We start from the raw sequence: 14,214 nt of genomic DNA, 5'->3' as shown, positions 1-14,214 counted from the left end.
GCCGGCGATGATCGGTCCCCACCGTAGGTGATCGGGCCGACAATTACTGTTGTGCGTGATCACACAGGGCCCGGCCGTCCAAGCGAGTGGCCAGCTCGTCGAGCAGGCCGGTGGCCACCCTCTCTTCGGAGAGGGTCTTGCCGATTCGGTCGAGCTGGATCGACAGGTCCTTGTCCCAAGGGGCCGGGGTGATCCGTCCTACCGGCGGACCGTCAGCGACAGCTGCCAAGTAGTCATCGCTGGACATCCGCCATGGGACGGCCCCAGTACGGGCCATCACATTGGCAGCGATCCGCAATCCTTCGCCGTCGAAGTCGCCGTGATAGTGGAGAGTCGACCCCTTGCGGGCGAGCGTGGTCAGCAGCAGGACCCCGGCGCTGCTGGGCCAACCGGATGTGCAGATCATCGCCGGACAACGCGAATCGAATCGAGCCAGTGCCATCGCGAGCACACTGGGGTTCTCGACCAACCAGACTGACTGCGGCGGGTCCAACAGGTCCGCGGCGTACCGGACCTGTTGGAGCGTGAGCGCTGCAGCGTGCCCTGCCTCGGCGCAGTAGCGGAGCACTCGGCTCACCGGATCGTCCCCAGCCGGCCGGAAGCCCGCGGCGAGCACGGTCGAGGACAACTCGTCATCGGCGATGCCCGCCTGCTGCCAGAGAGTACGCCGCTTCTGGGCGTCGGCCGGCGGCTCGGCTTGGTAGATCGCCGCCAGTGCTTTGAGGACGAGGCCACTACATCGTTGGTCCTCATCGAGAGCATGGGGATCTCCGAGTACCGACTCCGCGAAGACCGGCAACGGTATTCCGGACGCCGGCAGCTGTCGTAGTACGAGGAGAACCTTGGTGAGTTCGGCGCGGGTTCGCATGACCGACCCTTCGATCAGGCCCGTACGCCGGATCGCGGCGACCCACTCCGTCAAAGCCGGCTGCGCCTGCACCACTGGCTCCGAACTCAGCCAGGACCAGAGTTCAGCGCGCGCCGAGTCGTGCTGCTTCCGTTCGCCGGCCCGATCACCGATGGGCCCGATCAATTGGACGACCACCTCGGTCAGACCGGCGCCGAGCGTCTCTCGCAGCAGGGAGTCGAGTTTGTCCACGTCCACCATGGTCTGCTCGCCCGGGAGTCGCGCGAGGCCGAGAAGATCTGCCAGAGCCTCCTGCTGGTGAGCATCGAGTGGTCCGATCTGCACTCTGCGGACAGGACGGCCCGAAGACAGCCGCGCGTGCACGGATCGCCAGAGCGGGCTCAGCGCCGGCGAAAGCTTGGAGATCGGATCCACTGTTCGGTCAGCATATGACGCCGGTCCCCCGTAGGCGGCGAATCCGCGCGTTCCGGGGCGAGGGAACCAGCCTGAGGGACGACGGTTGAGAAGATGTCAGGCGACCTCGTGGGAGAGCCACTTACGGGTGATCTCCGTCGGTACGTCGACGTCGAAGTGGCGGGCCAGGAGCAGTAGTTGGCAGAACACGTCGGCGAACTCCAGCTGGAAGGCGTCGCGGAGCTGCTCGGGGGTCTGGCCCTTGGTGCGGGCTCGGCCGGTGACCTGGAGATAGGCCTGGGTCAGCTCACCCATCTCCTCCTGGAGCTTCAGCAGGAACCAGTCGCCGTCGCGCTCTATCCCCAGGTACTCGCCGTACCGCGCTGAAATCTTCGCGATCCGCTCTGACAGCTCCTCGATCTCCACCTCGCTACCCAATCACCCGCCGCCGACAGGGTGACCGCGGGCGTTGGTTGTGGGCAGAATCGGGGGATGGACGGTGGAGTCGAGTGGTTGCTGGAGTCTGAGGAGCCGGCTGTTCGCGGGATGGCTCGGCGGGACCTGCTGGGGGAGGAGTTCGGGGAGGACGTGCTGGTAGGCGCCAAGGTGCGGGCGTTGCTGGATGCGCCTTCGGAGAAACATCCCTACAAGAAGTGGACCGGGGCCCACTGGCGGATCGTGTCGATGGTGGAGCTCGAGGTACCACCCGGGGAGCCGCGGGCGATGGCTGCGGCTGACGAGGTGCTGGAGATGATCACCCGGGCGCACCGGTACGACGTACCGGTGGTGAACGGGTTGCCACGCAGCCACGGGTCCATCGAAGGCAACGCGGTGGCGGCGTGCTCGTTGCTCGGGCTGGCCGATGACCCGCGCACGCAGGAGATCGTCCAGGCACTGCTGGATTGGCAGTGGCCGGACGGTGGCTGGAATTGCGACAAGAACCCCGGCGCCCACCGCTCGTCCTTCCACGAGACTCATTCGGCTGCCTGGGGTCTGCACGAGTACTGGCGTGCTACTGGCGACCAGGCGGCGCGCGACGCCGCAGTACGGGCGGGGGAGTTGTTCCTGGAGCACCGGGTGTTCCGAAGCCTCACTACCGGCGAGGTGATCAACAAGAGGTGGCTGCAACCGAGCTACCCGCCGTACTGGCATTACGACATCCTGCAGGCGCTCCTGGTGTTGTCGCGGCTCGGTCTGGCGAAGGACCCACGGGCAATGGACGCACTGGATTTGTTGGAGCAGCAGCGACTTCCCGACGGTCGCTGGAAGGTTCGCCTGCAGTGGTGGAAGCCCGCGGGCGGCACAAGCGCGCAGGAAGTCGTCGACTGGGGCCGCTCCGGGCCGAACGAGATGGTGACCCTCAACGCCCTGCGGGTCCTGAAAGCCGCAGGGCGCTGAAAGTCTCGACCACTAGGGGTAGTTCACCCACGTTTTCCCCCAGCAGAAGCCCGGGCACCCATCGACCGACCACCGCCCCGTCGAGCGATCCGCCCGCGCGTCGGCCAACCAGTTCGCAGTACGGCCAGTTCGCAGTAGGCCAGTTCGCAGTACGGCTCGAGCAGGGACGACCCCGGCCGCCGACTCATTCATGCCTGGGAGTTGTGGACCTCAGTGGGATTCCCTGTTGGACCCTCGCGCGCGGTGCGCCGAGGATGCTGAAGAGGTTTCGCCGACGACTCGGAGGATGACGTGACGAAGACACCGGACCGCTCGCTCGGAACCGACGGCCCGACCGTCAGCGCGCTCGGGATGGGGTGCTGGGCGATCGGTGGGCCGCATGCCCGGCAGGGGAGTCCCGTCGGCTGGGGTGTGATCGACGACGACGAGTCGAAACAGGCGTTGCGGCGGGCGTTCGACCTGGGCGTGACGTTCTACGACACCGCCGACGTGTACGGGTGCGGGCACAGCGAGAAGCTGATCGCCGCCGCGCTCGGCGACATGCGGGACCAGATCGTGATCGCGAGCAAGGCGGGCTACACCTACGACGAGGAGACCCGCGAGGCGCCGGGCGAGAACGGCGACCCGGAGTACATCCGCTGGGCCTGTGAGCAGAGCCTCCGGCGGCTCGGGACGGACCACCTCGACCTGTACCAGTTCCACCTGGGCGGGTTCGACCTCGACCGGGTGGACGACGTACTGGCGGTCTTCGAGGAACTCGTTGCTGCGGGCAAGGTTCGGGCGATCGGGTGGAGCACGGACAGTCCTGAGCGGGCGGCCTTGTTCGCGAAAAGCGAGCACTGCAAGGCGATCCAGCAGTCGTTCAACGTGTTCGGCGGCAACGTCGACGTGCTCGAGCTGTGCGAACAACGCGGCCTGGCGAGCATCGTGCGTGGGCCGTTGGGGATGGGCCTGCTGACCGGGAAGTTCGACCAGGACAGCACCCTGCCGGCCGACGACGTACGGCACGGCTGGGACTTCCGCACCGGCAACCAGGCCGCGTCCCTCCGCCGCCTCGACGCGATCCGCGACGTCCTCACCACCGACGGCCGCACCCTCGCCCAAGGCGCCCTAGCCTGGCTCTGGGCCCGAAGCCCCGCCTTCATCCCCATCCCCGGCTTCAAAACAGTAGCCCAGGTAGAAGAAAACGCCGCCGCCCTCGACCACGGCCCCCTAACCCCCGAAAGCCTGACCCAGATCACCACCATCCTCTCCAAGTCCTGACCCCAGCCAGCCACCCCGCAGTACCTCTCCCAGACTGACCTCAGCCAGCCACCCCGCAGTACGCCGAGCCGCCGTCAGCGCTCCTCGGCCAAGAGCGGCAGTAGTTGGTCGCCGGTGCGGATGATCTCTTCCCGGTAGGGGGTGTCGGAGAGGATGAAGTGGGTGATGCCGAGGTCCTGGTATTTGCGGAGAGACTTGGCTACGTCCTCGGGGGAGCCGACGAGCCAGGTGGTGCCGGCGCCTCCGCCGCCGTACTTGCCGGGAGCGGTGTAGAGGTTGTCGTCGAGGACGTCGCCGCGTTCGGCCAGGTCGAGGAGTCGCTGCTGGCCGGTCGCGCGGAAGCGTCGGGGGTCGCGGTGATCGGCGTCGTGCGCCATCTTCTCGACCTTCGCCTCCGCGTCGGCCCAGGCCTGCTCGGTGGTGTCGCGGACCAGGGTCGTGATCCGCAGGCCGAACTCGAGCGGCTTGTGTTCGCGGCCCAGCTGCGACTGCAGGCCTTTGAGGCGATCGATGCGCTCGGCGATCCCGTCGAGCGGCTCGCCCCAGAAGAGCTGCACGTCCGCCTCCGTGGCCGAGACCCGTTCCGCGGCGGCGGACGCGCCACCGAAGTACAGGCGTGGGTGCGGCCGCCCCTCCCGTACTACGGGACGCGTGGCGACGGTCGACCCCGTGACGGAGAAGTACTCGCCGGTGAAGGTGACGTCCTCCTCGGTCCAGAGTCGGCGTACCAGCTGGAGGAACTCCTTGGTCCGCGCGTACCGCTGGGCCTGGTCACCCTCGCTGTCCCCGTACGCCGCGAGGTTGTCCTGCCCCGAGACGATGTTGATGAGCAGGCGGCCGCCGCCGAGCTGGTCCAGCGTGGTCGACGCCGACGCGAAGTGCGCGGGATGCCAGTACCCGGGCCGGATCGCCACCAGCGGCTGGAAGGTCTTCGTACGGGCCGCGAGCGCGGTCGCGACCGTCAGGGTGTCGGGACGACCCCAGCCGGTGCCGAGCAACGCACCACCCCACCCGTGCTGCTCCGTGAGTTGAGCGAGCTCAGTCAGACGCTCCAGGCTGTTGTGACCCGGTCCGGTGTCGTCGCCACGATGACCAGGCGCGACCTGGTTCGGGATGTACCAGAGAAACTCGAGACTCATGGGTGGCTCCTTCGGCCCAGGACAACGGCCAGCGGAAGCCGTCGTCGCGACTCGAAGAAGTCTATTCAAACAAACTTACTAGACTTAGCCCGTCTCATTCCCTGGCAGGGCTACCGGCAGCCGACGAGACGAAACGGCGGTCGGCACTTGAGAAGTGCCGGCCGCCGTTCCGTAGTACAGGTGAGACTCAGACGTCGTAGTACAGCTCGAACTCGTGGGGGTGGGGGCGGAGCTGGATCGGGGCGATCTCGTTCTCGCGCTTGAAGTCGATCCAGGTCTCGATCAGGTCGCCCGTGAAGACGTCGCCCTCGAGCAGGAACTCGTGGTCGGCCTCGAGCGAGTCGATCACGGCCGGCAGCGAGGTCGGAACCTGGTTGACCGACGCGTGCTCCTCCGGGGGCAGCTCGTACAGGTCCTTGTCGATCGGGTCCGCGGGCTCGATCTTGTTGCGGATGCCGTCCAGGCCGGCCAGCAGCTGCGCCGAGAAGGCCAGGTACGGGTTCGACGACGGGTCGGGGCAGCGGAACTCGATGCGCTTGGCCTTCGGGTTCGAACCCGTGATCGGGATCCGGATGCAGGCCGAACGGTTGCGCTGCGAGTAGACCAGGTTGACCGGCGCCTCGAAGCCCGGCACCAGGCGGTGGTACGAGTTCACCGTCGGGTTGGTGAAGGCCAGCAGCGACGGGGCGTGCTTCAGGATGCCGCCGATGTACCAGCGGGCGACGTCGGACAGGCCGCCGTAGCCGGACTCGTCGTAGAACAGCGGGTCGCCGTTGCTCCACAGCGACTGGTGGCAGTGCATGCCCGAGCCGTTGTCGCCGAAGATCGGCTTCGGCATGAAGGTCGCGGTCTTGCCGGCCTCCCAGGCGGTGTTCTTGACGATGTACTTGAACTTCATCAGGTCGTCGGCCGCGGTCAGCAGCGTGTCGAAGCGGTAGTTGATCTCCGCCTGGCCCGCGGTGCCGACCTCGTGGTGGGCGCGCTCGACGGTCAGGCCGCTGATCTCGAGGTGCTTGGTGATGTCGTTGCGCAGGTCGGCGAAGTGGTCGACCGGGGGCGCGGGGAAGTAGCCACCCTTGTAGCGGACCTTGTAGCCGCGGTTACCGCCCTCTTCGACCCGGCCGGTGTTCCAGGCGCCGGCGACGGAGTCGATGTGGTAGTAGCCCTCGTTCTGCTTCGTCTCGAACCGTACGTCGTCGAAGACGTAGAACTCGGCCTCGGGAGCGAAGAACGCGGTGTCGGCGATGCCGGTCGACTTCAGGTACTCCTGCGCCTTGCGGGCGATGTTGCGCGGGTCGCGCGAGTACGCCTCACCGGTCAGCGGGTCGTGCACGAAGAAGTTGATGATCAGCGTCTTGTCCCGGCGGAACGGGTCGATGTACGCCGTGGTCGGGTCGGGCAGCAGCGACATGTCCGACTCGTGGATCTGCTGGAAGCCGCGGATCGACGAACCGTCGAACTGCAGGCCGTCCTCGAAGACCTCGGGACCGAATGACGACACCGGGACGGTGAAGTGCTGCATGATGCCCGGCAGGTCGCAGAACCGGACATCGATGAACGCGACGCCCTCGTCCTTGACGTAGGCGAGCAGCTCCTCAGCGCTGGAAAACATACATACTCCTCGGGGTGGCTCAGAGATTGTTCTGAACGTAGGCCCTGCCGATTACTCGGCCGTGACCCCAATGTTTCGCGGATGTTACGCCCAGCGTGTCCGCGCTGACCCACTGGTGTGGGCGGGCAGGGGAGTGAGATCCCGGGCCGCCTCGGTAGCCTCGTCATCATGGCATCATCTGCACAGTCCGGGGCAGGACCCACCGACGATTTCCGATATCCGGGCAATCGCCTGGGCCTGCCCGAGGCCGGTCCGCGGTCGGTGGCCGGCTGGGGGCGACGCATCGTCGCGCTCTTCGTCGACTGGCTGATCGCCGGCCTGATCGCCTCCGCGATCGTCAGCAAACCCCTCTGGGGTGGCGGCAACGACCTCAGCACCGCCCAACTGGTCACCTTCTTCGCGATGACCGCGATCCTCACCGGCCTGGGCGGCGCCACCATCGGCCACCGCCTGCTAGGCCTCCGCGTCATCCCCACCACCAAACAGGGCGGCACCGGCTACGCGGCCCAGGTAGGCCTCCTCGGCGGCGCGATCCGAGCCCTGCTCATCTGCCTGGTCATCCCCGCGGTCATCTACGACCGAGACCGCCGAGGCCTCCACGACAAAGCCGCCAACACCGTCGTGGTCCGCCGCTGACCTGTACTTCGCCCTGCCGCCGCTGCCCATGTGCCGAAGATCACGCCAGCGGGTGAGATGGAGGAGGTGCGTGGGCGGAGTACTAGCGTTTGGTCAGGAGGAGTTGGACGTCGTCCAGGTAGCCGGCTCGGAAGCCGGCTTCGGAGTAGGCGAGGTAGAACTCCCACATGCGGCGGAAGGTGGGGTCGAAGCCGAGGTCGGCGATCTGGGGCCAGTGGTCGATGAAGCGGTCGCGCCAGACGCGGAGGGTGCGGGCGTAGTCGGCGCCGAGGTGGCGGATCACGTGGGCCTGCAGGCCGGTGTGCTCCGCGGTGATCTGCTCGATCACCTTCACGGACGGGATGAGGCCGCCCGGGAAGATGTACTTCTGGACCCAGCTGAAGGTGTTGCGGGTGGCGAGCATCCGCTCGTGCGGCATCACGATCGCCTGGACGACGGCGATCCCGCCCGGGGCGAGCCGCCGCTCGATCGCGTCGAAGTACACCGGCCAGTACTTCTCGCCGACCGCCTCGATCATCTCCACGCTCAGTACCGCGTCGAACACGCCGATCTGGTCGCGGTAGTCACGCAGCGCGACCTGGACGCGATCGCTGACCCCCGCGTCAGCGATCCGTCGCTGGGCGAGCAGCGCCTGCTGGGACGCGATGGTGATCGCCGTCACCCACGCGCCCCGCTGAGCCGCGCGGATCGCCAGGCTGGCCCACCCGCACCCGATGTCGAGCACGCGTGACCCGGACCGCACCCCCGCGGCGTCCAGGATCGAGTCGAGCTTGCGGAGCTGGGCCTGTGACAGTTCGTCGTACGACGCGGTCGCCAGGTCGGCGGTGACGTCGTCGAAGTAGGCGGCGGAGTACGTCAGCGACGGGTCGAGGAACTCCGTGAACATCGCGTTGCTCAGGTCGTAGTGGCGGCTGACGTTCTCGCGGGCGCCGGCGCGGTCGTTCTCCTGGTCGGTGGGCAGGCTCCGGGTGACGAGCCAGCGCAGCGACTGGGCCCACTTCGGCAGCAGGCGGCGGTCCTGGTCGGAGCTGAACCGCTCGGCGAACGGCATCAGCAGATCCGCCAGGTCGGTCCCGGGCTCGGGGTCCCAGTCACCGGCCAGGTACGCCTCGCCGAACCCGGAGCCGGCGTCCTGCCCGAGCCGGTCGAGGAACGGCCCGGTGCGGTGCACGAGCATCCCCGGACCACCCCGGCCGTACGTCCGGTTGTCCATCGTGATGGTGGCAGGCAGATCCCGCGCGATGAAGCGGATCGCGGCGGCCGCCCCGGCCCGGCGTACCGGGTTCGAGCGCGGTGGCGCCAGCGAGGGCCACGTCTCCACGGCCGGTTCGTGCACCGCGGGGTAAAGATCGGTCATCTGTCTACCTCTGGTTTCAGCCGTTCCTGGTCGCACCCTAAGGCCGGTGGATGGCTATCGGGCGCGACACGAGGAGCGGGAGCTTCAGCCGGCGGCCGGCCGGGCGCCGGTACTCCGGGTCGTGGCCGAGGTCAGCGAAGCCTTGCCGAAGCGCACGCTGACGTACGCCGCGGCGCCCTGGGGCGGGAACTGGTACACCTTGGGAGCGCCCGCCCAAGGGGACTCGGGGTACAGGCTCGATCCGACCCGCAGTACGAGAGGCGGGCCGGACGGCAGCGCAGCGAAGGGCTCAGCGGCCCTTCATGGCCTGACGGGCGCCCTTCATGCTGGTCGGCACCGGGCCCTTCGGCATCGGCACCTGCGGGCGGACGGCGTCGAGCGCCTTCAGCCGCTGCAGCAGGTCGGTGATCTCGGACGGCTGCAGGGCGGCCGGGAGCTTCATCACGTGCTTGGTCAGCTTGCGGATGTCGATCTCGCCCTCGCCCTGGCCGGCGACGATCTGGATCACCGGCGCGCCGCCCGCGACCCGGGTGTGCTTCTTGCCCTCGGCGGCGAGCAGGTTCTTCACCCGGCTCGGCTGGCCCTCGCCGACCAGGACGATGCCCGGGCGGCCGACCACGCGGTGCACGATGTCGGCGTTCTTGGTGACCGCGACGGCGGGCGTCACGTTCCAGCCCCGGCGCAGCGTCTGCAGCGCGGAGGCCGCGGCGCCGGCCTGGCCCTCGATCTGGCTGTACGCCGCCTTCTCCACCCGGCGGCCGAAGATGATGGTCGCGGCCAGGAAGCCGAGCGCGACGCCCAGCGGGATCCAGACCAGCAGCGGCCCGACGAACACGCCGAGGGCCACGAACACGACGACGACGCCGAGGAAGATCCCGGCGAGCACCAGACCGATCCGCGGGTCGGACTTCTTGGTCAGCTGGTACGCCGACCGGATCTGCTTCAGCCGGCTCGTCTTCTCGGCGGGCGCGTCGTTCTTGGCCATCTCTACCTTGTCTTCGTCAGGCGGTTCAGTCGGTCAGGCGGTCTGGGTGGTCTGTGCCGTGGAAGCCGCCGACGTCATCCGGGACTCCACAGCCTGACGGTACAGCCGACCGGCCCGGTACGACGAACGCACCAGCGGTCCGGACATGACTCCGGCGAAGCCGATCTGCTCGGCCTCCTCCTTCATCTCGACGAACTCCTCGGGGCGCACCCAGCGCTCGACCGGGTGGTGCCGCACGGACGGACGCAGGTACTGGGTGATCGTGATGATCTCGCAGCCCGCTCCGTGCAGGTCGCGCAGCGCCTGGCTGACCTCGTCGCGGGTCTCGCCCATGCCGAGGATCAGGTTCGACTTGGTGACCAGGCCGTAGTCGCGGGCCTGGGTGATGACGTCCAGCGAACGCTCGTAGCGGAAGCCGGGGCGGATCCGGCGGAAGATCCGCGGCACCGTCTCGACGTTGTGCGCGAACACCTCGGGGCGGGACGAAAACACCTCGGCCAGCTGCTCGGGGACCGCGTTGAAGTCGGGGGCGAGCATCTCGACGCCGGTGCCCGGGTTCTGCGCGTGGATCTGGCGGATGGTCTCGGCGTACAGCCAGGCGCCGCCGTCCTCCAGGTCGTCGCGGGCGACGCCGGTGACGGTCGCGTAGCGCAGGCCCATCTTGGTGACGGACTCGGCGACCCGCCGGGGCTCGTCACGGTCGAGGGCGAGCGGCTTGCCGGTGTCGATCTGGCAGAAGTCGCACCGCCTGGTGCACTGGTCCCCACCGATCAAGAAGGTGGCCTCGCGGTCTTCCCAACACTCGAAGATGTTCGGGCAGCCGGCCTCCTGGCACACCGTGTGGAGCTCCTCGGACTTCACCAGCGCTTGAAGCTTCTGGTACTCCGGGCCCATCCTGGCGCGCGTCTTGATCCACTCGGGTTTGCGCTCGATCGGGGTCTCCGCGTTGCGCACTTCGAGTCTGAGCAGTTTCCGTCCTTCTGGAACGATCGTCACGCCCACCAGAGTACGCGGCGCGCCGGGTGACCCGGCCGCCCACCCGTAGGCTGGTCAACCATGTCCGCCTCCCAGCCCGGGACGCCGCCGGCGACCGGTACGCCGAACACCGAGTGGCTCCGCCCGGGGCCGACCCGCGGCGAGCAGCGCCGGGACATCCTCCTCGGCCTCGGGATGGCCGCGGCCGGCGTCTTCGGCACAGAGCTGGCCAAGGGCACCTCACCCGGTCCGGTGGAGATGGGGGCCGGAGGCATCGAGGCGTACGTGCTGAGCGCGGCCGTCGCGCTGCCGCTGTGCTTCCGCCGCCGGTATCCGCTGACCGTGCTGCTGGTCGTGTCGGTGCTGTTCTTCACGTCCGGTGAGCGGGTGCCGTTCGCCTTCGCCGGCAACCTGGTGACGCAGATCTCGCAGTTCATGGCCCTGTACTCCGCGGCCGCGTGGGCGAAGGACCGCCGCCGGATGAAGGTGACGATGGTGGTCGTCTTCGTCGGCATGTTCGTCTGGCTGTTCCACGGGTTCGTGGAAGCCCTGCAGACCGACGCGATCAAGGGTGCCGACCAGGGCATGCTCTCGCCGTACGTGTCGTTCGTGCTGCTGAACTTCGCGCTCAACGCCCTCTACTTCTTCGGCGCCTACTTCTGGGGCCGGACCGCGTGGGGCGTGGCCCGGCAGCGGCACGAGCTCGAGCAGCAGGCGATGGAGCTGTCCGCCCAGCAGCAGGAGAACGCCCGGCGCGCGGTGATCGACGAGCGGCTGCGGATCTCCCGCGAGCTGCACGACGTGGTCGCGCACCACATCAGCAGCATCGGCATCCAGGCCGGGGGAGCCCGGCGGGTGATGGCCTCCGACCCGGAAGCGGCCAAGAACGCGCTGAGCGTGATCGAGAACTCCAGCCGGACCGCGGTCAATGAGATGCGGCAGCTCCTCGGCATGCTCCGCGCGGCTGACCCGGACCTCGACGAGGAGATCGGAATACCGGCATTGAAGGCTCCGCAGGCGGGTGCGGACCGGCTGCCCGCTCTGGTCGCCACGGCCGGCGGGGAGGGCCTGTCGGTCGGTTTCCACCAGATCGGGCAGCCGGTCACTCTGCCGGAGACGATCTCGGTGTCGGTCTACCGGATCGTGCAGGAGGCCCTGACGAACGTACGGCGGCACTCGACCGCGCGCTCCGCCCACGTCACGCTGCGTTATCTCGGTGACACCGCGGTCGAGGTCGAGGTGATCGACGACGGCCGCCCGAAGCACGCACCGGTCGGCAGCCGGCTCGGCCACGTCGGCATCCGTGAGAGGGTCGGCCTGCTCGGCGGCGAGAGCGAGATCGGGCCTCGTCCGGTCGGCGGCTTCCGCGTCCGTGCCCGGCTCCCGCTGCAGCCTTCCTCGCCGTCCACCGGTGAACCGCAGACCCCCGAGGATTCCGGGGTAGACAGTTCCGCCGTCGAAGGAGCACAGCAATGAGCGAGGCCGGTACGCCGATGCGCGTGCTGCTGGTGGACGACCAGGATCTGGTCCGGGCGGGGTTCCGGATGATCCTGTCGGTGGAGCCCGACATCCAGGTGGTCGGGGAGGCCGCCGACGGCGAGAAGGCGGTCGAGCTGGCGACCGAGCTCCGCCCGGACGTGGTCCTGATGGATGTGCAGATGCCCGGGCTGGACGGGATCGCCGCGACCCAGCGGATCGTCTCCGCCGATGCGGGCAGGGTGGTGATCCTGACCACCTTCGACCGGGACGACTACCTGTTCGAGTCACTCGGTGCCGGGGCCAGCGGCTTCCTGCTGAAGAACACCGCACCCGAGGACCTGGTCGAGGCGATCCAGGTGGTCCACTCCGGCCACGCCTTGCTGGCCCCCGAGGTGACCCGACGGGTGATCAAGCGGTTCACCGGCGGCGGTGAACGCGTCTACCGCCCGGACCTGGTCGCCGACCTGACCGAGCGCGAACGCGAGGTCCTCGGCCTGATCGCCCGCGGCCTGACCAACACCGAGATCGCCGCCCAGCTCTTCGTCGGCGAGGCCACCGTCAAGACCCACGTCTCCCGCGTCCTCCTCAAACTAAGCCTCCGCGATCGCGTCCAAGCAGTCGTCTTCGCCTACGAATGCGGCCTCGTTGTACCAGGCGACGAACACTGAGCGGCGCCTCCGACAACGTTTGGGGCTACGCCCGCTGGGCGCCGATCCACACACGCTCCGCCTCGGCGAGGAACTGGTCGAACCACGGATCCGTGGGCTGGAGAACGAACTTCGGTTCGCCTTCAGCCTGGCAGGTGTAGTACTCCACGAAGATCGCTGATGTCGGTCCGCGCTGGATCTCTGGAGCATCGACGGCGATCACGCCGGTAGCTATCGGATGCGCGGTGAGGCGGACTTCAAGGGAGCCGCCGGTGGCCACTGCCAGTTCGGCCAGTAAGCGCAGGGATTGCTCGATGCGAGCTTTGGCCGTGTCCTGGGACCGCTCGGCGTAGTACCGCCCGGCGGCGATGCCGACCGCCGGCGAGCTGGGTTCGATGAGGAGGAACCGGATCTTGCAGCCGCGCTGGAGCCACTTCTCGAATCTCGTGTAGTTCTCGGTCAGCAACGTCGTGCGGGCGACGCCGGTGATGAACAGATCCTTCGCGGACTCCATCGACGTGAGGAGTTCGGGCCCGAACGAATCGACGAAGCTGGGCCGGGCGATCGCGTCGAGTCGCTGCTGGTGGGTTGGCGGCCACGGCGTACCCGCGACCCAGAGTCGCTCGGCCTGCCGCTCATAGAAGCTGAACCAGCCGCCGGCGGATTCGTCGAATCGCATGATCGGTCCGGGCTCGCCGGCGGGATGATGCTCAGCGTGCTGGATGGTGATGCTGGCCGACTTCGTACCGCGTAACAGGTTCACGCCGAGAGGCGGCACGAACTGCGCCACCCGGATCTCCAGATCTCCGCCGGTACTGGCTTGTAGCTCGTCCAGTTCCTCCAGCGTGGTCCTGATGCGCTGGGACAGCAGCGCCGTACGTCCAGGGGGACGAACCAGGGTTCCCTGGCGAACCAACTGCTCGTCAGTCGGGTCCAGCAGGAGCACGCGGAGCCTGGCGCCGCGAGTCAGCGCCCGGTAGAAGTCGTCGCGGGAGCCCTGGATCGTCCGAGCCATGGCGATCCCGATGAGGAGAATGTCGTTCGCTTCGGCTCGCTGCCTGGTCAGGTCCTCCGGGAATTCGCGCAGCAGTACTTCGCGGGAGGCCGCGCCGGCCGTCGCGATCTCGGCGACCAGCTTGCGGGACTTGATCTGAGCAAACGCCAGCGCGGCCAGCAGGGCGAGGATGGCGGCGCTCAGCACGTTCATGCCGGCGACATCGACGATGCCCAGCACCGTGAAGACAGCGGCCGTGAGGGTCAGCAGCCAGAGGTCGACGTTCTCATCGGTCAACAGGCGGTGGGCGGCACGCAGAATCGCGCGGACGGATTTCACCTGCCAACCGTATGGCGAGCCGGTGTCGCTTGGCGGCCACTCCGAGAGTGTCCCGGGATCGACCGGTCGGGGTGGTGGTCCGCCCTGGGGATGACCTGGGTGATCACTCTGCTGGGCGACGTGCGGTGG

The 14,214-nt window shown here is 68.1% G+C and carries 13 protein-coding genes; 5 read left to right on the top strand and 8 right to left on the bottom strand.

Annotation, left to right across the window (positions count from 1 at the left end):
* Window positions 1-43: 43 nt before the first annotated feature.
* The gene (locus tag EV644_RS08330; protein WP_132188319.1) at window positions 44-1,231 is read right to left on the bottom strand and encodes a TIGR02679 family protein; all 1,188 of its coding nucleotides are present in this window, start codon (window positions 1,229-1,231) and stop codon (window positions 44-46) included.
* A 147-nt stretch (window positions 1,232-1,378) separates the two neighbouring features.
* Entirely contained in the window at window positions 1,379-1,687 is a 309-nt protein-coding gene (locus tag EV644_RS08325; protein ID WP_199239688.1) for a nucleoside triphosphate pyrophosphohydrolase family protein, read from the bottom strand.
* 66 nt (window positions 1,688-1,753) lie between these two features.
* On the opposite strand from EV644_RS08325, the gene EV644_RS08320 reads away from it, so the two are divergent.
* Window positions 1,754-2,659, top strand: coding sequence for a glycoside hydrolase family protein (locus EV644_RS08320; RefSeq protein WP_132187758.1), 906 nt, complete (start codon window positions 1,754-1,756; stop codon window positions 2,657-2,659).
* A gap of 291 nt (window positions 2,660-2,950) precedes the next feature.
* On the top strand, window positions 2,951-3,922 hold the full coding sequence (locus EV644_RS08315; protein ID WP_241997944.1) for an aldo/keto reductase: 972 nt from the start codon (window positions 2,951-2,953) through the stop codon (window positions 3,920-3,922).
* Between the two features lie 74 nt (window positions 3,923-3,996).
* Here the strand turns inward: EV644_RS08315 and EV644_RS08310 are convergent, their stop codons facing one another.
* Complete coding sequence (locus EV644_RS08310) at window positions 3,997-5,061, bottom strand: LLM class flavin-dependent oxidoreductase (RefSeq protein ID WP_132187759.1); 1,065 nt, start codon at window positions 5,059-5,061, stop codon at window positions 3,997-3,999.
* A 187-nt stretch (window positions 5,062-5,248) separates the two neighbouring features.
* Window positions 5,249-6,673 carry a type I glutamate--ammonia ligase gene (gene glnA / locus EV644_RS08305; RefSeq protein ID WP_132187760.1) on the bottom strand — a complete coding sequence of 475 codons (1,425 nt, stop codon included), beginning with the start codon at window positions 6,671-6,673 and terminating at the stop codon, window positions 5,249-5,251.
* 168 nt (window positions 6,674-6,841) lie between these two features.
* On the opposite strand from glnA, the gene EV644_RS08300 reads away from it, so the two are divergent.
* Window positions 6,842-7,309: an RDD family protein gene (locus EV644_RS08300; RefSeq protein WP_132187761.1), complete on the top strand. Its 468-nt coding sequence runs from the start codon at window positions 6,842-6,844 to the stop codon at window positions 7,307-7,309.
* Window positions 7,310-7,391: 82 nt separating this feature from the next.
* Here the strand turns inward: EV644_RS08300 and EV644_RS08295 are convergent, their stop codons facing one another.
* The 3 genes from EV644_RS08295 to lipA form a co-directional block, all read right to left on the bottom strand.
* Complete coding sequence (locus EV644_RS08295) at window positions 7,392-8,666, bottom strand: SAM-dependent methyltransferase (RefSeq protein ID WP_132187762.1); 1,275 nt, start codon at window positions 8,664-8,666, stop codon at window positions 7,392-7,394.
* A 289-nt stretch (window positions 8,667-8,955) separates the two neighbouring features.
* Complete coding sequence (locus tag EV644_RS08285) at window positions 8,956-9,651, bottom strand: DUF4191 domain-containing protein (RefSeq protein WP_132187763.1); 696 nt, start codon at window positions 9,649-9,651, stop codon at window positions 8,956-8,958.
* 33 nt (window positions 9,652-9,684) lie between these two features.
* Entirely contained in the window at window positions 9,685-10,647 is a 963-nt protein-coding gene (gene lipA / locus EV644_RS08280; RefSeq protein WP_132187764.1) for a lipoyl synthase, read from the bottom strand.
* Window positions 10,648-10,707: 60 nt separating this feature from the next.
* Here lipA and EV644_RS08275 point away from each other — a divergent pair, with 60 nt between their 5' ends.
* Window positions 10,708-12,102, top strand: a complete 1,395-nt coding sequence (locus EV644_RS08275; protein WP_132187765.1) for a sensor histidine kinase — start codon at window positions 10,708-10,710, stop codon at window positions 12,100-12,102.
* A complete protein-coding gene (locus tag EV644_RS08270) occupies window positions 12,099-12,773 on the top strand; it encodes a response regulator (RefSeq protein WP_132187766.1) in 675 nt (224 codons plus the stop codon). Before EV644_RS08275 ends, EV644_RS08270 begins: the two co-directional genes overlap by 4 nt.
* A gap of 25 nt (window positions 12,774-12,798) precedes the next feature.
* Here the strand turns inward: EV644_RS08270 and EV644_RS08265 are convergent, their stop codons facing one another.
* Window positions 12,799-14,085, bottom strand: coding sequence for a hypothetical protein (locus EV644_RS08265; RefSeq protein ID WP_132187767.1), 1,287 nt, complete (start codon window positions 14,083-14,085; stop codon window positions 12,799-12,801).
* Window positions 14,086-14,214 lie beyond the last annotated feature (129 nt).

Origin of the sequence: Kribbella orskensis (assembly GCF_004342085.1) — a bacterium.
Classification (GTDB): domain Bacteria; phylum Actinomycetota; class Actinomycetes; order Propionibacteriales; family Kribbellaceae; genus Kribbella; species Kribbella orskensis.
This window is presented reverse-complemented; position numbering and strand designations above follow the sequence as displayed.

Excerpts from the sequence above, each read along its gene's own strand:
- EV644_RS08285 (WP_132187763.1), bottom strand. The coding sequence starts at position 9,651 with ATGGCCAAGAACGACGCGCCCGCCGAGAAGACGAGCCGGCTGAAGCAG.
- EV644_RS08320 (WP_132187758.1), top strand. The coding sequence starts at position 1,754 with ATGGACGGTGGAGTCGAGTGGTTGCTGGAGTCTGAGGAGCCGGCTGTT.
- EV644_RS08275 (WP_132187765.1), top strand. The coding sequence starts at position 10,708 with ATGTCCGCCTCCCAGCCCGGGACGCCGCCGGCGACCGGTACGCCGAAC.
- EV644_RS08270 (WP_132187766.1), top strand. The coding sequence starts at position 12,099 with ATGAGCGAGGCCGGTACGCCGATGCGCGTGCTGCTGGTGGACGACCAG.
- EV644_RS08310 (WP_132187759.1), bottom strand. The coding sequence starts at position 5,061 with ATGAGTCTCGAGTTTCTCTGGTACATCCCGAACCAGGTCGCGCCTGGT.
- glnA (WP_132187760.1), bottom strand. The coding sequence starts at position 6,673 with ATGTTTTCCAGCGCTGAGGAGCTGCTCGCCTACGTCAAGGACGAGGGC.
- EV644_RS08300 (WP_132187761.1), top strand. The coding sequence starts at position 6,842 with ATGGCATCATCTGCACAGTCCGGGGCAGGACCCACCGACGATTTCCGA.
- EV644_RS08295 (WP_132187762.1), bottom strand. The coding sequence starts at position 8,666 with ATGACCGATCTTTACCCCGCGGTGCACGAACCGGCCGTGGAGACGTGG.